Raw genomic sequence first — 21,220 nt, 5'->3', positions numbered from 1 at the left:
ATATAATTAAGCATTCACATTCATTGCAGTAAGCATATTACCATATACTCTATTCAATGCGCCTAAGTTTTTAGACAATTCAGCTATATTCTCTTTGTATTTCTGAGTGTCTTCAACTGAGTTATTCAAGTTTGAGATTAAATCACTCATTCCTTCAAAAGCTTTGTTAGTCACTTCCATGTGCTGACTAGCGGAATTCAATTGCAACTCATATACATTGTTCAATTCTGACAATTTTGCAGAAATTGACATTAAATTCTCAGAGTAAGAATTACCAGCTTCTGGCGATACAGAAATACCTGTTAAACTCTCAGATGCCTTCAAATAAGAATCAGATAATTGTCCCATATTTGAAGAAGCAGATCTAACTTTATCTACAAATTCATTCGTTGCTACTGATGCGTCAGAGATGTTATTCAATTGTGAAGTATGATCAGATAAATTCTTGAATCCTTGACCTAAACTTTCGATTAATTCAGGACCAATTTTAGCCTCAACTAACATTTTATCCAATTCTTGAGAAACAGCATCACCGCTTCCACCACCTACATTTCTTCTAGAAGGCTTTGTTAATGCGTCATCTTCCATTCCAGCTAATTCAGGATATGCCAACGTCCAATCCACTTCCATATGTGGTGGTTCGAAAGCTGATACTGCAAAAATTAATGCTTCAACACTCAAACCAATGATAAGCATACCTGATGCTCCTGGCCAGTGTTGTATTTTAAATAAAGCGCCAATAATTACAACTGCAGCACCCATACCGTATAAAAGTCCCATGACCTTTTTACCTTTCTTGGTCTCAAATAAAAACTCAACAAATCCCATAATATTTAAATAAGTAGTTTAAAAAAAAATTGATAAATAATAATTAGTTAGTGTAAATTCTTTGCTCAATATTATAATTGGTCGTTAGTTCCTCTTCCCAAGTAGGACATAACGTTTCTGAATCCGATATAACATTTTGCAGTATCTTGATATTCGTATGTTCTTGTTCCATTCATCAAATACATGGCAACATCTTTCCATGAACCTCCACGAATGACTTTTCTTTTTAATGAAGGCGGATCAGATTCCTTTGCTTCATAAACATAATCCATATTCAAATCATGTGCGAAGTTGTATGATGCCTCATCAAATGCATTACTTGTCCATTCAGCAACGTTTCCAGCCATACAGAATAAACCATAATCATTTGGGTTGTATGCATTAACCGCAACAGTAGTTAAACCACCATCATCCACATAATTTCCACGTAAAGGCTTGAAGTTTCCTAAGAAACAACCTTTTGTATTTCTGATGTAAGGACCACCCCAAGGATATTGGTTGTTATCTAAACCACCTCTTGAAGCCCACTCCCACTCAGATTCAGTAGGCAATCTGAAATATTGAACAGTGGTCATGCCTCTTTGATCCAAGAAATTATTCAACAATTCACTTCTCCATATTGAGAAAGCTCTTGCTTGTTTCCAACTCACCCCTACTAATGGATAATCATCATAAGATGGGTGCCAGAAATAAGCATTTGTCATTGGCTCATTGAATGAATAGGTAAAGTCATGCACCCAAGCCAATGTATCAGGATAAATATTAATAATGTCTTTCTTGATAAATACAGAACGGTCGATTTTACCTTGCTCTCTATTCTTTCTAGAAGCAGCAGCTTGCCAGTCAATCCAAGAATATTCAAACATTAACTTTCGAGTATCAATTTCCTTACGGCCGTAAAAACGTTCGTAATCTGGCAAATACATCACCTCTAAAGCTTCACGCTCTTCATCACCATCCCAACGGAATTTCATTTGCCAGTTGATGATTGGTGGATCGATATCCTCACCATAAACGTTTACAGTATGCAAGTAATCTTCAGAAACTTCTTCCCCTAGAATTTTTCTAGCGATTGAATCTCTAACCCAATAGACAAACTGTCGGTATTCATTGTTTGAAATCTCTGTTTGATCCATATAAAAGGCCGCAACAGAAACTACTTTTGTTTGCGCAACAGCAGAACTTGTTATATCCTGGTCGTCGTTACCCATTGTGTAACTACCTTGAGGAATTAATAACATGCCGTATGGGACAGGCTGATAAAAAATCTCCCGTCCTTGCACTCCTATAAGCTCGCCGTTCTCCTGACTACAAGAAGAAAACAAAGCTATAACCGCTCCTAATATGACTAACTTTTTCATTTTTTTCTATTTACTAATAAGGCTATTACTACAAAGCCTTGGTTGAAGAGTTCATTATACCTTCTTTTTTTTAAAAGGTTTCAAATGTAAACTTTTTTTTATAAAAATCGAACACTCTTATATCGCTGTATTTTAAGTGGATTCTTGATTGGATAACAATACCCTAACATAAATTCTAAAGTACCACTATTGTATTCATTTAAAATAGAGGTGTTATAATCGTAAGATACTCCAACTTTCAATCCTTCTACCATTGGAACATTAACTCCTGCTAGAATGGCAACTGCATCTTCATATCTGTATGACAATCCTGCCCAAACAAACTCATTGTACTCTAACATTGCATTTACATCAACTTGAGTAGAGGAAACGTCAGACTTTATAAAGATTGATGGTTTTAATACAAACGGACTACTAAAGCTAATATTGTATCCTCCCATCACATAAAAGTGACGTGCTAAATTGTAATTAAAAGAAGACCTTTCTGCATTGCCACTCAGTTGCGGGGCGGTAAGGTGTGTACTCGATATACCAACATAAAAATCTGAAGTCGTATAATAAGCACCTACGCCTAAGTCAAAGGTTGGGTCAGAAGCTTGCCCTTTAGGTATTGATGCATCTTCAGATCCATCTCCAAGAAATCCATTCGTTACCCAGTTTCCATTAATTGTTTTATTGTAAAATCCACCTTCAACACCCACGGATAACAATCCATTACCGATATTTTTGTGGTATGCATAAGCCAGTTTAGCGGTAAATGTCTTTTCTGGACCTAGCTCATCTTGCCAAACGGTTAAACCTACACCACTATTGAAACGATCAAAAGGGCGAATCTTTGCATCAAAGCTAAAAAGGTTGGTTTGTGGGCGACCTTCAAATCCCATCCATTGTTGACGAGATAATAAAGTACCACAATAAGCATTGTTAGTTCCAGCAAATCCTGGGTTTACAGCAAGCTTATTGAACATGTTTTGGGTGAATTGCGGATCTTGTTGTGCATAACTCACAGTTGTAAAAATAACTAACGCACTAAGTAACAGTTTCTTCATAGGATGAAATTTCTTTTTAACAAAGATTTTGGTGCACTAAAATACCTAAAATTTGTAAGCTGTTAAACTTTTTTAACGATTCTCTTGAATTTTTATTTTCCTAAAAAGCCTACCGGAGCTTCTTAAACGTCTGAACCCACCTGTCTGGCAGCTCATTATTACACGCAACCTGATAGTCTAAATAACTACATGGCACTAACAAATGTCTTTCGTATTTACTTCCTGTTGCATTTGGGTAAGGAACATCCATAAACCAACGGTCACTTTTCTCGCTTTTATAAAATACAATGTCGTCTTTGTGAGATTCCATTGCAACGGTATATTTAACATATTCGGTTTTATTACAAGCAGGAAAATCCTTTTTTCGATTAAATACACCGTCCATAAAATACCAAATCATCTGTGCCAATAAGTGACTTGTTTGTCCATGAAAATCAAGCGAAGGATTTACTTCATAAAATCCGATAGAGGTCAATTTATCGCTTAATCCAGCATATCGTGCCAACTGACATGCTTCGTCGCCAAACAATCCATTTGGAGTGGCAGCTGCACATGCAGGAGCCTCTGATTGTCGGATAGAAGAAATATCAAAGCTAACAAAGTCAGCATTTCGAATAATTGGTTCATTTTCTCGAATATCAGAACGAACAAATCCCAATCGATAGGTATCAAAATAGAGTTGATCGATTAATCCTACCTCATTTTGACTTACAAAATAGGTTTGATAACCGATATTGCTGAAATTAAAAAGAAAGTTAGGCTGGTGTAACACCACTTTGCTTAAATAATTTGTAGAATTAATTGGTGCAGCAGTATCTCCTATATTAAAGGCTGAATCAATCGCTGTTAAATTAACAGTTTGCTCCAGTGTTTTATAGGCTTGAAAATTAGCAAAAGTCAAATCTTTTGTACCCCCAATAATTACCGGAATAATTCCATTTTTAATCAAATTACTTACTGTTTCCGAAACAGCAAAATAAGTATCGGAGAGTGTATTCCCCGGTTTAATATTTCCTAAGTCTACAATATCTGCAAAGCCAACTCCTTTAAATAGTTTGTAGAAATACTTTCTAAATTGGTCAGGAGAGTTTGATGCACCTGCATTCTTAGGATTCCCTCTCTCTTCCTCTACTCCTAAAATTGCTATTTTATCAGTTGGCAACCATTCAAAAGCACCTTTATTTTCAGTGGTCCGAATGCGAATAGTATTCCTCAAGTGGTCCATCTGATAGTCATCAGAACCAATTATTTTCTCCAACTGGACACCTTCAACAAAATCTAAGTAATCCATTACTTTTTCTTTTTAGGAGTCGTCTTTTTTGCTGCAGGCTTTTTCTTGGCCGGCGCCTTCTTCGCAGGTGCTTTTTTAGCTGTTGTTTTCTTTGCTGCAGATCCTCTACCACCCTTTTTATCTGGCGCTTCGGCTGATAATTTCAAACACTGCTCCAGTGTTAATGAACTTGGTTCTACATCCTTTGGAATTTTCACATTCTTCTTGCCGTGCTTAATGTAGGGGCCATATCGGCCATTCAATACCTGAACATCAGGATCTTCATCAAACACCTTAATGTATTTATCTATCTCAGCTTGAATTTTGGCTTTTACAATCTCTTCTGCTCTTTCTTGAGTAATGGTCATCGGATCATCGCCATCAGCTTTCTTAATAGAGGCAAATAATTTTCCGTAACGGATATAAGGTCCAAATCGACCGATTGCAGCCACCATCATTTCACCTTTATATTCGCCTACTTCACGCGGAAGCTTAAATAGATCTAATGCTTCTTCGAAAGTGATGGTTTCTAGATTCTGTGTTGGCAATAAACTAGCAAATTGAGGCTTTTCTTCATCTTCTGAATCACCAATTTGGGCCATAGGACCAAATCGACCAATTCGTACGATTAATTTTTTACCTGATTTTGGGTCCTTCCCAAGCTCTCTTTCTCCGCTTGCTCTATCTGCATTTTCTAATGTATCAACCACATTGGTATGAAAAGTTTTATAAAATGTTTCTATCATCTTATTCCACTTCCGTTCCCCATCTGCGATATCATCAAATTGTTTTTCTACGTCTGCAGTAAACCCATAATCCATGATGCGCTCAAAATGCTCTACTAAGAAATCTGTCACAACCATCCCAATATCGGTTGGAAATAATTTATTCTTTTCTGCACCTGTTGTCTCTGTTTTTGTTTCTTCGTCTAATCCTTTCGTGTCAAGTATAATTTGCACATACTTTCTTTCCACGCCTTCTCTAGCCTCTTTAACAACATAACCTCTTTTCTGAACAGTTGAAATCGTTGGTGCATAAGTAGACGGACGGCCAATACCTAATTCTTCTAACTTTCGAACCAGACTTGCTTCTTGGTATCTTGGTGGGTGCTGCGTAAATCGTTGTGTTGCTGAAATTTCTTTCATCCCCAGCTTTTCACCGACTTTCATTGGTGGCAATACACCTTCTTTTTCTTCGTCTGATTCATCATCAGTAGATTCTAAATATACCTTCAAGAAACCTTCAAATTTGATCACCTCACCTTTGGCTACAAAATCTTGATCACCTTTAGAAACGTCAATTTTGACGGTTGTTTTTTCCAATTGAGCATCACTCATCTGAGAAGCAATTGATCTTTTCCAAATCAAATCATACAATCTCGATTCTTGATTTGCTCCACCAATTTCATGAACTGAAAAGTCTGTTGGTCGAATGGCTTCGTGAGCTTCTTGCGCGCCTTTTGACTTGGTTGAATATTTTCTAGTTTGAGCGTATTCCTTACCATACGACGAGACAATTTCGTTTCTAGCTCCATTCAAAGCAGTTTCTGATAAGTTGACAGAATCCGTTCTCATATAGGTGATTTTTCCAGCTTCGTATAGGCGCTGAGCCACCATCATGGTTTGGCTTACTGAAAAACCTAGTTTTCTACTGGCTTCTTGTTGCAACGTTGATGTGGTAAAAGGAGCAGTTGGCGATTTCTTAGCTGGCTTTGTTTCTAAGTCAGCAATTTTAAATTCTGATTTAGCACAAGCTTCCAAAAAGGCATGTGCCTCTTCTTTTTTAGTGAATCGTTTTGGCAATTCAGCTTTCAATAATGTTTTACCATCAATCAAGAAATTTCCAATCACCCGATAAGAAGAAGATCCGTTGAAATTCATGATTTCACGCTCTCTTTCTACAATTAAGCGAACGGCAACCGACTGCACACGACCGGCAGACAATGATGGTTTAATTTTCTTCCATAATATAGGAGACAATTCATATCCCACCAATCGATCCAACACTCTTCTTGCTTGCTGAGCATCGACTAAATTTTTATCCAATGCTCTTGGAGTTTCTATTGCATGCGTAATCGCACCTTTTGTAATTTCATGAAAAACAATTCGCTTTGTCTTTTTTTCATCCAACTCAAGCGCTTCTAATAAATGCCATGAAATGGCTTCCCCTTCGCGATCCTCATCCGTTGCTAACCATACAATCTCTGATGATTTAGCCAATTTCTTTAACTCAGCAACAATTTTCTTTTTGTCGTCTGAAATAACATATTTGGGTTCGAAATTATTTTCTATGTCAATGGAAATGTCCTTTCCAGGCAAATCACGGATGTGTCCAAAACTCGATTTCACAACAAAGTCCTTCCCTAAAAATCCTTCAATTGTCTTTGCTTTTGCGGGTGATTCAACTATTACTAAGTTTTTGGCCATTCTTGATTTTTTATAACTATAAAGTGAAAAATTCGATACAAATAAAAAGATAAAACAATTAGCTAACAAAAGTATTCACAAGCCCAATTTTCTAATTATTTTACAAATAACTAATTTAAAGCATAATACAATCAACAAATACCCCAAAATTAAATTATCTTAAAAAATATGTCATTTTGTCACACTTTTAAAAAATGGCTAATTTTGAGCATCCAAAAAAGAATAATTTTCAAGAAATGCTGAAAGAAGGAATTAAAGAAGTAGACGAGAGCAGGCAGGGTGAAGCTTTAATACAGGAAACTCAACAAAAAAATAACTCTGGCAGAAAAGTATACATTGAAAGCTATGGTTGCCAAATGAACTTTGCAGACAGCGAAGTGGTTGCTTCCATTCTATCTCAAGATGGATTTGACACCACCAAAGAATTGGCGGAAGCTGATTTGGTTTTATTGAACACCTGTTCCATTCGGGACAAGGCTGAACAAACAATAAGAAAACGACTTTCAAATTTTAATACCATTAAAAAGAATAACCCTAAAATGATCATTGGCGTTTTAGGATGTATGGCTGAACGATTGAAATCTCAATTAATTGATCAAGAAAAGCTGGTAGATTTAGTTGTTGGTCCAGATGCATATCGCGATTTACCCAATTTGGTGAACGAAGTAGACAATGGTCAAAAAGCAGTAAATGTTGTTTTATCGAAAGATGAAACTTATGGAGACATCATTCCAAAGCGCACGAATGAAAATGGTGTAACCGCTTTTGTTTCTATTACCAGAGGTTGCGACAATATGTGCACTTTCTGTGTGGTTCCTTTTACAAGAGGAAGAGAGCGAAGTAGAGATCCGGAAAGTATTATCAATGAAGCACAGCAATTGTTTAATAACGGTTATAGAGAAGTTACCCTACTGGGACAAAATGTAGACTCTTATTTATGGTATGGTGGCGGATTGAAAAAAGAATTCAAAAACTTATCAGAAGAAGAGAAAGCTGAGAGTGTGAATTTTGCACAATTATTAGAACAAGTGGCACAAATTAGTCCTTTATTAAGGGTTCGATTTTCAACTTCTCACCCACAAGACCTCACAGACGATGTATTGCATGTGATTGCGAAATACCATCATGTGTGCAGCTATATTCATTTGCCAGTTCAGTCAGGAAGCACTCGGATTTTAGAGTTGATGAATCGTGGATATACCAAAGAATGGTACAAAGAGCGAATTGATTCCATCAATAGAATCATTCCTGGTTGCGCAATTTCTACGGACATTATTGTTGGATTTTGTACAGAAACAGAAGAAGACCATCAGGACACGTTAGAAATGATGCGTTATGTAAAATATGGTTTAGGATATATGTTCAAGTATTCTGAACGTCCAAACACAGTGGCACAGCGTAAATTTGAAGACGATATTCCAGAAGATACGAAACAAAGAAGATTGGAAGAAATCATTCGATTGCATCGAGAGAATACGCATTTCAGAAACAATGAAATGGTCGGTAAAACTTATGAAGTATTAATCGAAGGTGTTTCTAAGAAATCTGATCAGGAATTGTTTGGAAGAACTCCTCAGAATGCAGTGGCAGTTTTTCCAAAAGGAGATTATAAAATTGGGAGTTATGTGAATGTGTTAATTGAAGATTGCACAACAGGGACTTTATTAGGTACAGTAGTAAATAATTAACAATGACAGTAGATCAAATAAAACAACGTTTTGGTATTATCGGACATTCACCGGTTTTACTTCGAGCTATTGACATTGCTGTTCAAGTAGCCTCCACAGACTTATCAGTGTTGGTTGGTGGAGAAAGTGGGGTCGGAAAAGAAAACATGCCTCAAATCATTCATCAATTAAGTGCTAGGAAGCACAATAAATACATTGCAGTAAACTGTGGCGCTATTCCAGAAGGAACAATTGACTCAGAACTATTTGGACATGAAAAAGGATCGTTTACCGGCGCCAATGAAGCTCGAAAAGGATATTTTGAGGTAGCTGATGGCGGTACCATCTTTTTGGATGAAGTAGCTGAATTACCTTTACAAACACAAGTGCGCTTGTTAAGAGTACTTGAGACTGGAGAATTCTTAAAAGTGGGGTCTTCAAAAACCCAAAAAACGAATGTTCGAATAGTAGCGGCTACTAACGTAAACATTCCGGAAGCTATTAAAAACAATAAATTTCGAGAAGATCTGTATTATCGATTAAATACTGTTCCGATTCTAATCCCACCATTGCGTGAGCGAAAAGAAGACATTTATCTGTTGTTTCGGAAATTTGCATCTGACTTTGCTGCCAAATACAGAATGCCAGTAGTTCAGCTAACAGACCGAGCAAAAGTGTTGTTAGAAAACTTTAGATGGCCGGGAAACATCCGTCAGTTGAAAAATGTGACGGAACAGATCTCAGTTATTGAGAAAAAGAAAGACATTGACGAAAATGTGCTAAAAAATTACTTACCGACCATTGACAACCATCATTTACCAGCTATTTATAAAAGCGAAGACGGTGAAGCAGGCATGAATGAGCGAGAAATTTTGTACAAAGTCTTGTTTGATTTAAAACGAGACGTTACCGATTTGAAAAAACTGGTTTACAAAGCCTTGAATTCAGAGAATGGTTTCGTCAATAGTAAGGAAGGCGCTCAAATTATTCAGCGATTATATGACGATGAAGGAGCGCCTGAAAAACCAGAATTACCAGTTCGAATTCAGCAATACAACCAACCAGTTGAAAATAATTCTACTGCGAATTATGACGATGAGGAGACCGAAGAATCCAACCATGAGATAGTAGAAGATTCTTTATCTATAGCTGACACAGAGAAGGAATTAATCAAACGAGCATTGAAAAAGTATGATGGAAAACGTAAAAATGCATCGAAAGAATTGGGAATTTCAGAAAGAACGCTTTATCGTAAGATAAAAGAATATAATATTGCAGACTTATGAGAGTAACACTAAAATCTATATTCCTGAGCACAGCGATAACCTTTATGGCCAGTTTCTACGGATGTTATTCATTTACGGGTGCTTCTATAGATCCAAAAGTAAAAACGGTATCGGTTGCTTTGTTTCCGAACTATGCCCCTATTGCACAGGTAACGGTAAGTCAAAAATTTACAGAAGCGCTAAAAGATGTATTTATTTCTCAAACCAATTTAACTTTAGTGAGAGAGGCCGGCGATTTGCGTTTTGAGGGAGCGATAACCAGATACGAAGCGGTTCCTTTAGCGATACAAGGAAACGAAATAGCAGCGCAAACACGACTAAACATGACCGTAAATGTTAAGTTTACAAACACTATTGACGAAACACAAAGTTTTGAGAAATCATTCACCCAGTTTGAAGACTTCTCGTCCTCGGAGAATTTATCTACTGTGGAAGATCAACTCATTGAATCAATTAATAATAAATTAACTCAAGATATTTTTAATGCATCAGTGAGTAATTGGTAATGAACAGAAACGACTTCATATCATTTGTAAAACAACCTGAAAGTATCCAACAGGAATCCATTGAATTGCTGAAGCAATTTTCAAGTGAATATCCTTATTGCCAAGCGGGACAGGTTATTTTGGCGAAAGCACTCCACAATTCGGGAAACATTGCATTTGAAAATCAATTGCGATTAGCGGCAGCCTATGCTAATGACCGAAAAGTATTGCATCGGTTAATTTTAGAAAAAAATAGCACACCAGCAGTCATTAAAAGTGAAACTATTGCACCAGAACAGCAATACATTCCACCAGTAGTTGAAATAGAACCTCCATTTGTTTCGCCTATTCAGGATCAAGAACCAGTTGCTGAATCCCCAATACCAGAACCTACTTTAGCATCCAAAGAAACTTCCATTGATCCGATTGCTTTTGTTCCTCATGAACAAATAAGTGACCCAATTGCGCCAATAGAAACTCCACCACTAGAGGAAGAGGTGCATCCAGAACCGGCGGCATTTAAAACCATTCCTCCTGCTCCAATAGAAGAAGTTGACACCACAGCTGCTCCAGCAAAAGAAGAAAAAACAGAAGAAGATAAATTCTTAGAACGACAAATTTTGAGTTCGGCAATAAGCAGTACTTTGTTGTTGGAAGCAGATGAATTAGACGATGAAGAAGAATTAGACGAGGAAGAAACGGCAAGCAATGCTCCTGAAGCAACTGTTGATTCCCCCACAGGCGAACATAGTTTTAATGAATGGTTGGGACTTTTTAATAATCCGACTAAAATTGAGGCAAAAAAGGAGACTCCTGCACCTAAAAAAGACGATTTAATCAGTAAGTTCATTAAAACTGAACCACAAATTCGTCCTAAACGAGAATTTTATTCTCCAGCCAACATGGCAAGGCTAAGTGTGAAGGAAGACGATGACTTGGTAACTGAAACATTAGCAAAAATTTATGCGCAACAAGGCAATAAAGAGCGTGCAATTTCAGCTTATGAAAAATTAGCCTTGAAATATCCAGAAAAAAGAATTTATTTTGCAAACCAAATTAATAAACTGGGTGAAGAACCTAAATAAATAAAAACAGAATGGGCACAATTATATCCGTATTGATTTTAATCATCGCTATCCTTTTGATTCTAGTAGTACTAGTACAAAATCCAAAAGGGGGTCTTGCTTCTAACTTTTCATCTTCTAACCAAGTAATGGGAGTGAGAAAAACGACCGACTTTATTGAGAAAGCGACTTGGACATTGGCGATTGCACTAGTAGTGCTAAGTGTCGTATCCGCAACATTTAATGATCACACAACCGTTTCAGTTGAGCAAACAGAGTCTGAATTGACCAATGAAGCCAACCAAATTATAATTCCAACTGAGCAAGCACCTCTTTTACAAGAAGAGACGCCAATGCCTGCAGGTGGAAATGATGCTCCAGCAGAAGAAGCTGAGTAAGATTTAAAAGAACGAGTAAAATTCATTTTAAGGTGTCAGAATGTCATATTCTGACACTTTTTTTATGCCCAAAATTCACCTACTCTGTCAATTTTTAGAAAAATTACCATTGGCACAAAATATGACCTAGCGATTACATCAATTAATAACACTTAAAATACAAAATATGTCAGTAAACATTAAACCACTTGCAGATAGAGTTCTTGTAGAACCAGCTGCAGCAGAAGAGAAAACGGCAGGAGGTATTATAATTCCTGATACCGCTAAGGAAAAACCACAGAGAGGCGTAGTAGTAGCCGTGGGGAATGGAAAACCTGAAGAACCAATGACTGTAAAAGTTGGCGATAAAGTTCTTTATGGCAAGTATTCAGGATCAGAGTTGGTTTTAGAAGGAACAGACTACTTGATTATGAGAGAATCTGATATTTTAGCAATTGTTTAAATATAAAAATTAAAGAAAATGGCAAAGGAAATAACATTCGACTTAGAAGCACGTGATGCACTGAAAAGAGGTGTAGATATTTTAGCGAACGCTGTAAAAGTAACGCTAGGCCCTAAAGGTAGAAATGTAATTATTGATAAAAAATTTGGCGCTCCATCAGTAACAAAAGATGGAGTATCTGTTGCAAGAGAAATCGAGTTGAAAGACACGGTGGAGAACATGGGTGCTCAAATGCTAAAAGAAGTAGCTTCTAAAACTGCAGACGATGCAGGTGATGGAACAACTACTGCAACGATCTTAGCACAAGCGATCATTACTGCAGGATTGAAAAACGTAGCAGCGGGCGCTAACCCAATGGATTTGAAAAGAGGAATCGACAAAGCAGTAACGGCTATCGTTGCTGAATTGAAGAAAGTTTCTCAAACAGTTGGTGATGATATTCAGAAAATTGAGCAAGTAGCTACCATTTCTGCTAACAACGATAGCTCTATTGGAAAATTGATCGCTGAGGCAATGGCTAAAGTGAAAAAAGAAGGTGTAATCACTGTTGAAGAAGCAAAAGGAACTGAAACGACTGTAGAAATCGTAGAAGGAATGCAATTCGACAGAGGATATTTATCTCCTTACTTCGTGACCGACACAGAGAAAATGATTGCTGATTTAGACAATCCTTACGTATTGATATACGACAAGAAGGTGTCTAACATGAAGGATTTATTACCTGTTCTTGAGAAATCTGCTCAATCAGGAAGACCTTTATTGATTATTGCTGAAGATGTAGAAGGCGAAGCGCTGGCTACATTGGTGGTAAATAAAATCAGAGGATCACTGAAAATTGCTGCGGTAAAAGCGCCAGGATTTGGTGACAGAAGAAAAGAGATGTTGGAAGACATTGCTATTTTGACTGGTGGTACTGTAATTTCTGAAGAAAGAGGTTATAAATTAGAGAACACTGATTTATCATATTTAGGTCAAGCAGAAAAAATTACCATTGACAAAGACAATACAACCATTGTAAATGGTGCTGGAAACAAAGAAGATATTCAATCTAGAGTTTCTCAGATTAAAGCTCAGGTAGAAAATACTACTTCTGATTACGACAGAGAGAAATTGCAAGAGCGTTTGGCTAAATTGGCTGGCGGTGTAGCTGTTCTTTATGTAGGTGCTGCTTCTGAAGTAGAAATGAAAGAGAAGAAAGACAGAGTGGATGATGCTTTAGCTGCAACAAAAGCTGCTGTAGAAGAAGGAATTGTTCCTGGTGGTGGTGTTGCATACATTCGCGCTTTAGTAGCATTAGATGGCTTAAAAGGCGACAATGCAGACGAAAAAACAGGTATCGACATTATCAGAAGAGCTGTTGAAGAACCATTGAGACAAATCGTTGCTAACTGCGGTGGTGAAGGATCAATCGTGATTCAGAAAGTGAGAGAAGGAAAAGGCGATTACGGTTACAACGCAAGAACAGAAGTTTATGAAAACTTATTCGATGCAGGTGTAATCGACCCAACCAAAGTATCTCGTGTTGCTTTAGAAAACGCTGCGTCTATCGCAAGCATGTTATTGACTACTGAGTGTGTTATTGCTGACATCCCTGAAGAAGGTGGTGCGCAAGGAATGCCTGGTGGTATGGGCGGAATGGGTGGAATGATGTAATTCTCCCAACCGACTGAAATTATATAGAAAGAGCTCCAATTATTTTGGGGCTCTTTTTTTGTGAAAAAAAATCTAATTATTCTGGATGATACCATTTAGGCAAAGTCACAGATGAATTATAGGCTTTGTATTGTTGCAAAGTAGAAAGACCTATAGATTGCCGAACAGAATCAATATTCTCAGGGTCCTGTAATTCATCCAATACTTTACCTTCCTCACTACTTCTCCAAAAGGTGCCATATTTTTGGGGGATTTTTAGATTAAACACCATATATCGATCCACCCAAAAAGCATAAGTTGAAGGTTGTAATTGATTTAACAATACTAACTTTTGCAGCTCAGCACGCAAAGAATCAAACTCTTGAATATTTGAATCGAAACTAGTGACGTGTAAAAAGACTGGAAAAAAGTAATCATCCAAAAATAGATTATTCCCTCCCAACCAACCATGCTCACGAATCATTTCAAACAGTGTAACTTTATGTTTAGCATCCACTTGATTCATTAAATCTTGGCTGCAGCTATCTCTTCTCTTCATCCACAGTAGCCTTGCATTTTGATCTAACTCATACATGGAAACCAATTGACTGTAGATTGCAAAATCTTGTTTCTTCAATCCTTCCTGGTAAGTATTACTAAAATAAATAGAATCTGTAAATGAAAAGGATTGCTTTAATTCAGGATAACTGCTCAGCCAATCGAATTTCGCTCCATTGACAATAGCTTTATGCACTAAATTGCGTGCGGCTTTGATATGACCAATTTTCTGATAACAATCCGCTATTAAATAATGATCCCGGGTTGGTAGAATCTCACTTAGATTGTTAGTTTCAAACACTGAAATGCACTCTTGAAAATTCCCCGTAGCATAGTTTACCTTGACAATCTCTAATTTTAGAAACTTTTGAATAAGTAAATCTTGAGCTTGTAAATACCCTGAAAGAAATATTCCAATTAACAATATGAACATTCTCTTTACAAAACACCTTAACATCCTAATTCGATTGTCAATGAAAAATTATAAATATTGAAATTTATACATTACGTTTTGATCTGCCTTTGAATCTACTTCAATTAAAATTCTATCCTCCGTCAATTCTTTAGGGTAATCAAATCCGCCTTCTTTTAAGAGTTTTAATAATTCTTCGGGTAATTGTGAAACAAATTTATATTTCATAATATTCCATTTTATGTCTTCCCCAACAATTCTGTCATTTGTAATTATTCTCAATGTGGATCGCCCATTATTCGAGAGGTCAGAAGCGAACCAAACCAAGTATGGTAAAATCATTTTATTATCCTCTATCGTTAGATTATTCAGAACATTAAATAAAGTATCGCTGATTACTCCCTTTCTTCGAACATCTGATCCGAAATATTGCTTTCTAGCACCTAAAATACCAATTGCGACATTCCAACTTTCTTTTTCTTGTAGACAAAGTTCAGCTGCATGAGTATAATATTGTTTCACTCTATTCTTTGTAATCTCTCCATTATGCAAAAGCAACAACACCAACGACCCATCCAAAGAATACAAATAGCTGCTTGGCCAACCACCGACCGCTTCACAAACACTATCAAATCGGGAAGTAATTTCTCTTCTTACACTATCCAATGAATCATTCCCATTTTCACCGTAAAGGCTGTTATCATCTTTATACTTCACCAATGCCTTATCTTGTGCTAAAAGCGCATTTAATATCTTTTCAATTGCATCTTTGTTCGGTGGCGATGGCAATGGTTTAATATCATTAAGCCGACTCTTCAAATTAAGGATCCATGAAGGGTCAAGAGAACGACTTTCAGAACTATCATACTGCTTAAGCAATTGATCTCCAAAACTTTTATTTTGAGGCAATAATTTCTTCTTTACCTCCTCCATCAATACTATGGCAGAATCTATTTTACCTTGTTGCTTATAACTACTAATTTGCGCAAACAACTTAGTATCGTTATAATAATCTGCTGCAGTATATTGAGCCGTACAATTGAACACGAAAATTAAGGAAAGTGAGAGCAGAATCAGTTTTAGCATAGATTTAGTTTTGATTTAGTTGTTATAACCAAATATAACAAAACTAACCAATTGGACACGATATTGTTAAACAAAAAAAAGACCTTGGAGCATCCAAGGTCTTTTTTCTATATTGATCGAACTATAATGCTAGTTCTAGATAATCCCCAATAAACTCAAGATTAACAGGATTAACAAAACTGCTACTAGTGTACCTATTACTCCTCCACCAAGATTCGCAAGGATACTAAGAATCACAAGTACTAGCAGAATTACCAATAGTAGCCAAATAAGGCCGCTAATCCCTGAATCATCATCAACAGGTGGTACATTCAACATGGCTCTTTTCACAGGCATCAAGTCTGTCCAATTGCTTAATCCATTCAATGCGATGACTGGTGAAAAATCATTAAGGCTACCTTCGTTATTTTCTATTTTATTCTTTTTAGTTTTCCGCTCAACTGTGTTAGTGATTTTCCTTTCTGCAGTTGATTGCTTAAACTTTCTAGAAGAACCTTCAGTAATTGCTAATTGCTCAGCATCGACAGCTGTTCTTTCTAGCTTTTTCGTTTTATATTCTTCAATTTCGACTTGACTTAATTCAGAAGTTTTAGACTGATCAATCTTATCTGTTTTTGTCAATTTTACCCCTTTGAGATGTGGGTGGTATTTCACTCGATTAAAATTATTGACATCTCCCGACTTGACCATTGTGCAAGAAGAGAATACAATGGCAATGATGAACGACAATACTATTGACTTTTGATTTAATAAGTTAAATTTTTTCATGCTATATCTTTATTGGTTTGGCTTTTCATTAATCAAACACAAGACCTTTTTGTAAATCCTTAATTTTAGCAAGAATTAAACTATAGTAGACGAAAAAACGTTACACATTGTCTATAATGTTGTAGAAAATAAGCACCATGAAAAAAATAATCTCACTCGTTTTCCTTCTATCCACTTGCATTGGCCTTTTTGCCCAAGAAAAATCAGTTGAAGATAAGACTGATGTCAGTCGCAAAAGAAAAGACATTGCCAAACTAGCCGTCATCAATCTTCGAACTGGAGCTTTATTGGTTCGGTTGAATACTGCTGATAAACAACTCGAGCTATTAGAAAAAATGGGGCTAGATGAAAAGTATGAAGAAATAAAGGCAGAACAACAAGAACAAAACAAAAGTATTACTTCGGCTTTTAACACGCTAATGAAGTTTACTAATAAGGTCTATTTCTTTTATAGTGACAATACGCCTAATGTAATTAATGGAGACTTTAAGGGTGTTTTAATGGACAATGATTTAAACATTGTTGACATAGAATCCCTCAATGACTTTTATCTTATTGCTGATTTTACACGTACCGAAAATCTAGGAATTCCAGCTTTGGTTGTCTATGATGCACAAATGAATCAAATGGAACCTCCGTTTCCTTATTACACCAGAACTTTTGAGTCGTTGCCACTTTTTGATAGAGGCCATCACCGAACGGTTGAAATTTTTAATGAGAAGTTATTTTTTGAGTTGAATAAGTAGATCATTCTTAGATTTTAGACCGCTGCGCAGTTAGGCCCAATAGCTTCCGGATTTAACTTTAGATGATTTATAGTTATTTAATTTGAGATTTAATCAGAAATTATAGAATATGAAGGCATAAAAAAAGCATGACCCACGCCATGCTTTATACTCTATTTTTTTAGTTCTATAGATCACAAAATACTAACTCAGCATTCCTTTCACAATTCTTGAAATATCTTTTCCATCCGCTTTACCGGCTAGTTTCTTAGTGGCAGCTCCCATCACTTTTCCCATATCAGCAGCACTAGAAGCACCAGTCTCGCCAATAATTGCAGTAATTTCTTTTACCAATTCTTCTTCACTCATTTGCTTTGGTAAATATTGTTCGATGATAATGGCTTGATCTATTTCATCTTTCGCCAAGTCTTCACGTCCTTGGGTAGTGTATATCTCAGCTGCTTCACGTCGTTGTTTTACCTGTTTTTGTAACATGCGCACTTCTTCTGCCTCAGCATCTTTTCCGCCACCTTTTTCAGTCGCTGCTAGCAACAAGGCTGATTTAATGGCTCTCAAAGCAGCCAATTTAGGTTGATTCCGCTCTTTCATTGCGGTTTTTATATCGTTGTTGATTTGTTCCGTTAAAGTCATGGTATTCTATTTTTATGAATCACAAAGATAAAAAAAAGCCATCCCATCTCAACTAAAATGAGGTAGAATGGCTTCTAAATATTATTTTAAGAAGATAAAAGACCGCTGCACTGTTAGAAGTTAGACGTTAGACTAGCTTCTATTAAATAATAAACATTCAATTATTTTTAGGTGATTTAACTCAACTAAATAACGGTCAATCTAATTGGAATTTAATAGTCTATATCAATCTACATTATCATGTAGGAAAGAATTGTTTTGTCTCAATGTTGTTTTCTTGTCCTCATCTTCAGATAAAGTATACCTAGAAACGTTAGACTCTGAACTGTGAGGAGTAGAATCTAAACGAATGTTTCTGCGCTTGTAGGCAGGCTCATTCTCTAGATCATTAATTCCACCTGGAGTCTTCATTTTTAAGTTCAAGCTTTTCAATTTCAAAATACGCTCATGCGCTCTTCTCATTTGCTCCTCATCACTCACTGTCTTGCGGTGAGTTGTTTCTTCTTGAGTAGAATCATCATCGGCGCTGTCCATTTCTTCATCTAAAGTATGACGAATAATCTCTGGCTGAGATTGCTTTTTCATTTCTGGCTCAGGAGTTGGCGTATGTCTTGGCTCTGGCTTCTTAATTTCAAATTCAAAACTTACTTGATTTTCAGAAGCTTTTAAGAAGGGCTCATTTGAACTTTCCTTCGGTTCTTCTTCCTTCTTTTCTTCACCTCTTACTTGCTGCGTAATGTTAGTAGGAACCTCGTCTGTCAAACTTCTTACTACTCTCTTAGGCTCCTTATTAAAATTTACATCAATTGCATTTTTAGACCCAAAACCGGTAGCCACAATTGTTACACTTACTTTGGCACCTAACGTTTCATCAATTCCGTTACCCCAAATAATATCCGCAGTATTGCCTGCTTCTTCTTGTATGTATTCTGTAATTGAGTCAATTTCATCCATCGAAATTTCGTCGTCGCCCGAAGTAATATTTAGCAGAATATACTTCGCACCCTTAATCTCATTGTCGTTCAACAATGGTGACGCCATAGCCTTCGTCACCGCTTGTATTGCACGATCAGTTCCTTCAGCACTTGCAGATCCCATAATTGCAGTACCACCATCTTTCATTACCGTTTTTACATCTTCAAAATCCACGTTGATGTAACCAGCAACCGTAATAATTTCAGCAATCCCTTTTGCAGCAACAGTCAAGATATCATCTGCTTTAGAAAATGCTTCAGACATTTTCAAATTCCCGTACATCTCACGCAATTTATCGTTGCAAATGATCAGTAAAGTATCCACATTACTTCTTAATGATTCCAACCCTTCATCGGCTTGAATCTTTCTTCTTCTACCTTCGAACGAGAATGGAATCGTAACGATACCTACTGTCAAAATACCCATTTCGCGGGCAGTTTGCGCAATAATCGGTGCTGCACCAGTACCAGTTCCACCACCCATACCAGCGGTAATAAATACCATTTGAGTATTGCTGGCGAACAATTCTTTTAATTCGTCTACATTCTCAATCGCAGAGTTTTTTCCGACTTCCGGATTGGAGCCAGCTCCTCTACCTTCAGTAAGCGTTGCACCCAACTGAATTTTATTGGGAATAGGGCTCAAGTCTAGCGCTTGCTGATCTGTATTGCAGATGATGAAATCTACTCCAGTTATCCCTTGTTTGTACATGTGGTTAACAGCGTTGCTTCCGCCTCCGCCTACACCAATTACTTTGATGATCGATGATTGATCTTTTGGTAAGTCAAAATTCATAATGCTATGGTTTTTATTGTTCTGCTAAAATTCTTTTTCTAAATAATTAATCTTCTTCCTCAAAAAACTGCTTCCCTTTGTTCAGAATATTCTGAAAGAAACCGCCTTTAATTTTATCGCCTTGTCTTACAGTTGCTGGATCTGGCTCTGCTTGTGTAGATCGGCTAATTCTATTCTTTTGTTTTTCTAGTTTTTGAAATCCTTTAATCACCAATCCAACACTTGTTGCAAACATTGGACTCGTTACTTCATCAGCATTTCCTTTTGCTAGGTATTCATTCGGATAACCAATTCTGGTATCCATTCCAGTTACGTATTCAAACAATTGGCCAATGTGTCTCAATTGAGCTCCACCACCTGTAATTACCATCCCAGCAATTAACTTGTTTTCGTACCCAGAATTCTTTATTTCATAATAGATATTCTCTATAATCTCCTCCAATCTAGCTTGTATAATACTCGCTAGGTTTTTTATTGAAATCTCTTTTGGTTCTCTTCCCCTTAATCCAGGAATAGAAACAATCTCATTGTCCTGACTTTCGTTAGACAGCGCTGACCCAAACTTAATTTTTAACAATTCGGCTTGGTTTTTAATAATGCTACAGCCTTCTTTAATGTCTTCTGTAATCACATTTCCACCAAAAGGAATCACAGCTGTATGGCGAATAATCCCATCTTGAAAAATAGCAACATCAGTAGTACCACCACCTATATCCACCAAAACAACTCCGGCTTCTTTTTCTTCTTGACTTAAAACCGCTTCAGAAGATGCCAATGGTTCCAAGATCAAATCCTGTACTTCTAAACCAGCTTTGTGAATACATTTATAAATGTTCTTCGCTGCTGCTACTTGCCCGGTAATGATGTGAAAGTTGGCTTCCAAACGGATTCCTGACATTCCAACAGGATCTTTAATTCCTTGCTCGTTATCTACTATAAATTCTTGTGGCAATACATCGATAATTTCTTCACCAGGAAGCATTACCAATTTATGCATGTCATTAATCAACAAATCAATATCATCCTGTCCAATTTCATCATCCAATGAATTTCGAACACGAATACCCCTGTGCTGCAAACTTTTAATGTGTTGTCCTGCAATTCCAACATTCACGACTTTAATATCTACACCGCTTTTTTGCTCTGCTTCTTCCACCGCTTGACGAATAGATTGTACCGTTTTCTCAATATTGGCCACTACACCTCTTGTAACACCAAGAGATTCAGACTTGCCCATACCAAGAACCTCCAACTTCCCATGCTCGTTTTTGCGACCAACCATGACCACAATTTTGGTAGTTCCAATGTCCAACCCTACAACTATGTCAGAAGACTCCATACT

The 21,220-nt window shown here is 36.8% G+C and carries 19 protein-coding genes; 8 read left to right on the top strand and 11 right to left on the bottom strand.

Annotated elements, in window-relative coordinates; translation table 11 throughout:
• Positions 1-6 precede the first annotated feature (6 nt).
• The 5 genes from porL to topA form a co-directional block, all read right to left on the bottom strand.
• Entirely contained in the window at positions 7-828 is an 822-nt protein-coding gene (porL, locus tag ACTB0X_RS07805) for a type IX secretion system motor protein PorL/GldL (protein ID WP_463024439.1), read from the bottom strand.
• 71 nt (positions 829-899) lie between these two features.
• On the bottom strand, positions 900-2,189 hold the full coding sequence (gene porK, locus ACTB0X_RS07800) for a T9SS ring complex lipoprotein PorK/GldK (RefSeq protein WP_463024438.1): 1,290 nt from the start codon (positions 2,187-2,189) through the stop codon (positions 900-902).
• A gap of 98 nt (positions 2,190-2,287) precedes the next feature.
• Positions 2,288-3,238, bottom strand: coding sequence for a PorP/SprF family type IX secretion system membrane protein (locus ACTB0X_RS07795; RefSeq protein WP_463024437.1), 951 nt, complete (start codon positions 3,236-3,238; stop codon positions 2,288-2,290).
• 109 nt (positions 3,239-3,347) lie between these two features.
• Positions 3,348-4,529 carry a formimidoylglutamase gene (locus ACTB0X_RS07790; RefSeq protein WP_463024436.1) on the bottom strand — a complete coding sequence of 394 codons (1,182 nt, stop codon included), beginning with the start codon at positions 4,527-4,529 and terminating at the stop codon, positions 3,348-3,350.
• Positions 4,529-6,934, bottom strand: a complete 2,406-nt coding sequence (gene topA / locus ACTB0X_RS07785) for a type I DNA topoisomerase (protein WP_463024435.1) — start codon at positions 6,932-6,934, stop codon at positions 4,529-4,531. Before topA ends, ACTB0X_RS07790 begins: the two co-directional genes overlap by 1 nt.
• 194 nt (positions 6,935-7,128) lie before the next feature.
• Between topA and miaB the strand changes: the two genes are divergently transcribed.
• From miaB to groL, 7 genes are all read left to right on the top strand, one after another.
• The gene (miaB, locus tag ACTB0X_RS07780) at positions 7,129-8,622 is read left to right on the top strand and encodes a tRNA (N6-isopentenyl adenosine(37)-C2)-methylthiotransferase MiaB (RefSeq protein WP_463024434.1); all 1,494 of its coding nucleotides are present in this window, start codon (positions 7,129-7,131) and stop codon (positions 8,620-8,622) included.
• Positions 8,623-8,624: 2 nt separating this feature from the next.
• Positions 8,625-9,887 carry a sigma-54 interaction domain-containing protein gene (locus tag ACTB0X_RS07775; RefSeq protein WP_463024433.1) on the top strand — a complete coding sequence of 421 codons (1,263 nt, stop codon included), beginning with the start codon at positions 8,625-8,627 and terminating at the stop codon, positions 9,885-9,887.
• Positions 9,884-10,393 (top strand): LptE family protein, encoded by a 510-nt coding sequence (locus ACTB0X_RS07770; RefSeq protein WP_463024432.1) that lies wholly within the window; start codon positions 9,884-9,886, stop codon positions 10,391-10,393. The genes ACTB0X_RS07775 and ACTB0X_RS07770 overlap by 4 nt, the downstream gene beginning before the upstream one ends.
• Positions 10,393-11,457 (top strand): tetratricopeptide repeat protein, encoded by a 1,065-nt coding sequence (locus tag ACTB0X_RS07765; protein WP_463024431.1) that lies wholly within the window; start codon positions 10,393-10,395, stop codon positions 11,455-11,457. Before ACTB0X_RS07770 ends, ACTB0X_RS07765 begins: the two co-directional genes overlap by 1 nt.
• 11 nt (positions 11,458-11,468) lie before the next feature.
• Entirely contained in the window at positions 11,469-11,834 is a 366-nt protein-coding gene (secG, locus tag ACTB0X_RS07760) for a preprotein translocase subunit SecG (protein ID WP_463024430.1), read from the top strand.
• A gap of 166 nt (positions 11,835-12,000) precedes the next feature.
• Positions 12,001-12,276 (top strand): co-chaperone GroES, encoded by a 276-nt coding sequence (locus ACTB0X_RS07755; protein WP_463024429.1) that lies wholly within the window; start codon positions 12,001-12,003, stop codon positions 12,274-12,276.
• A gap of 18 nt (positions 12,277-12,294) precedes the next feature.
• The gene (gene groL / locus ACTB0X_RS07750; RefSeq protein WP_463024428.1) at positions 12,295-13,929 is read left to right on the top strand and encodes a chaperonin GroEL; all 1,635 of its coding nucleotides are present in this window, start codon (positions 12,295-12,297) and stop codon (positions 13,927-13,929) included.
• Between the two features lie 76 nt (positions 13,930-14,005).
• Here the strand turns inward: groL and ACTB0X_RS07745 are convergent, their stop codons facing one another.
• From ACTB0X_RS07745 to ACTB0X_RS07735, 3 genes are all read right to left on the bottom strand, one after another.
• Entirely contained in the window at positions 14,006-14,899 is an 894-nt protein-coding gene (locus ACTB0X_RS07745; RefSeq protein WP_463024427.1) for a hypothetical protein, read from the bottom strand.
• A gap of 48 nt (positions 14,900-14,947) precedes the next feature.
• The gene (locus ACTB0X_RS07740; protein ID WP_463024426.1) at positions 14,948-15,964 is read right to left on the bottom strand and encodes a hypothetical protein; all 1,017 of its coding nucleotides are present in this window, start codon (positions 15,962-15,964) and stop codon (positions 14,948-14,950) included.
• A 135-nt stretch (positions 15,965-16,099) separates the two neighbouring features.
• Positions 16,100-16,732: a hypothetical protein gene (locus ACTB0X_RS07735; protein ID WP_463024425.1), complete on the bottom strand. Its 633-nt coding sequence runs from the start codon at positions 16,730-16,732 to the stop codon at positions 16,100-16,102.
• Positions 16,733-16,869: 137 nt separating this feature from the next.
• Between ACTB0X_RS07735 and ACTB0X_RS07730 the strand changes: the two genes are divergently transcribed.
• Positions 16,870-17,478 carry a hypothetical protein gene (locus tag ACTB0X_RS07730; RefSeq protein WP_463024424.1) on the top strand — a complete coding sequence of 203 codons (609 nt, stop codon included), beginning with the start codon at positions 16,870-16,872 and terminating at the stop codon, positions 17,476-17,478.
• Positions 17,479-17,661: 183 nt separating this feature from the next.
• Here the strand turns inward: ACTB0X_RS07730 and ACTB0X_RS07725 are convergent, their stop codons facing one another.
• From ACTB0X_RS07725 to ftsA, 3 genes are all read right to left on the bottom strand, one after another.
• Positions 17,662-18,108, bottom strand: coding sequence for a GatB/YqeY domain-containing protein (locus tag ACTB0X_RS07725; RefSeq protein WP_463024423.1), 447 nt, complete (start codon positions 18,106-18,108; stop codon positions 17,662-17,664).
• 225 nt (positions 18,109-18,333) lie between these two features.
• Complete coding sequence (ftsZ, locus tag ACTB0X_RS07720) at positions 18,334-19,878, bottom strand: cell division protein FtsZ (RefSeq protein ID WP_463024422.1); 1,545 nt, start codon at positions 19,876-19,878, stop codon at positions 18,334-18,336.
• 46 nt (positions 19,879-19,924) lie between these two features.
• Complete coding sequence (gene ftsA, locus ACTB0X_RS07715; RefSeq protein WP_463024421.1) at positions 19,925-21,217, bottom strand: cell division protein FtsA; 1,293 nt, start codon at positions 21,215-21,217, stop codon at positions 19,925-19,927.
• Between the last annotated feature and the right edge of the window lie 3 nt (positions 21,218-21,220).

It is taken from the genome of Acidiluteibacter sp. (genome assembly GCF_055129545.1).
This window is presented reverse-complemented; position numbering and strand designations above follow the sequence as displayed.

What these genes read in the sequence shown, in the direction of transcription:
- porL (WP_463024439.1), bottom strand. Translation starts at nt 828, where the DNA reads ATGGGATTTGTTGAGTTTTTATTTGAGACCAAGAAAGGTAAAAAGGTC.
- porK (WP_463024438.1), bottom strand. Translation starts at nt 2,189, where the DNA reads ATGAAAAAGTTAGTCATATTAGGAGCGGTTATAGCTTTGTTTTCTTCT.
- ACTB0X_RS07795 (WP_463024437.1), bottom strand. Translation starts at nt 3,238, where the DNA reads ATGAAGAAACTGTTACTTAGTGCGTTAGTTATTTTTACAACTGTGAGT.
- ACTB0X_RS07790 (WP_463024436.1), bottom strand. Translation starts at nt 4,529, where the DNA reads ATGGATTACTTAGATTTTGTTGAAGGTGTCCAGTTGGAGAAAATAATT.
- topA (WP_463024435.1), bottom strand. Translation starts at nt 6,934, where the DNA reads ATGGCCAAAAACTTAGTAATAGTTGAATCACCCGCAAAAGCAAAGACA.
- miaB (WP_463024434.1), top strand. Translation starts at nt 7,129, where the DNA reads ATGGCTAATTTTGAGCATCCAAAAAAGAATAATTTTCAAGAAATGCTG.
- ACTB0X_RS07775 (WP_463024433.1), top strand. Translation starts at nt 8,625, where the DNA reads ATGACAGTAGATCAAATAAAACAACGTTTTGGTATTATCGGACATTCA.
- ACTB0X_RS07770 (WP_463024432.1), top strand. Translation starts at nt 9,884, where the DNA reads ATGAGAGTAACACTAAAATCTATATTCCTGAGCACAGCGATAACCTTT.
- ACTB0X_RS07765 (WP_463024431.1), top strand. Translation starts at nt 10,393, where the DNA reads ATGAACAGAAACGACTTCATATCATTTGTAAAACAACCTGAAAGTATC.
- secG (WP_463024430.1), top strand. Translation starts at nt 11,469, where the DNA reads ATGGGCACAATTATATCCGTATTGATTTTAATCATCGCTATCCTTTTG.
- ACTB0X_RS07755 (WP_463024429.1), top strand. Translation starts at nt 12,001, where the DNA reads ATGTCAGTAAACATTAAACCACTTGCAGATAGAGTTCTTGTAGAACCA.
- groL (WP_463024428.1), top strand. Translation starts at nt 12,295, where the DNA reads ATGGCAAAGGAAATAACATTCGACTTAGAAGCACGTGATGCACTGAAA.
- ACTB0X_RS07745 (WP_463024427.1), bottom strand. Translation starts at nt 14,899, where the DNA reads ATGTTCATATTGTTAATTGGAATATTTCTTTCAGGGTATTTACAAGCT.
- ACTB0X_RS07740 (WP_463024426.1), bottom strand. Translation starts at nt 15,964, where the DNA reads ATGCTAAAACTGATTCTGCTCTCACTTTCCTTAATTTTCGTGTTCAAT.
- ACTB0X_RS07735 (WP_463024425.1), bottom strand. Translation starts at nt 16,732, where the DNA reads ATGAAAAAATTTAACTTATTAAATCAAAAGTCAATAGTATTGTCGTTC.
- ACTB0X_RS07730 (WP_463024424.1), top strand. Translation starts at nt 16,870, where the DNA reads ATGAAAAAAATAATCTCACTCGTTTTCCTTCTATCCACTTGCATTGGC.
- ACTB0X_RS07725 (WP_463024423.1), bottom strand. Translation starts at nt 18,108, where the DNA reads ATGACTTTAACGGAACAAATCAACAACGATATAAAAACCGCAATGAAA.
- ftsZ (WP_463024422.1), bottom strand. Translation starts at nt 19,878, where the DNA reads ATGAATTTTGACTTACCAAAAGATCAATCATCGATCATCAAAGTAATT.
- ftsA (WP_463024421.1), bottom strand. Translation starts at nt 21,217, where the DNA reads ATGGAGTCTTCTGACATAGTTGTAGGGTTGGACATTGGAACTACCAAA.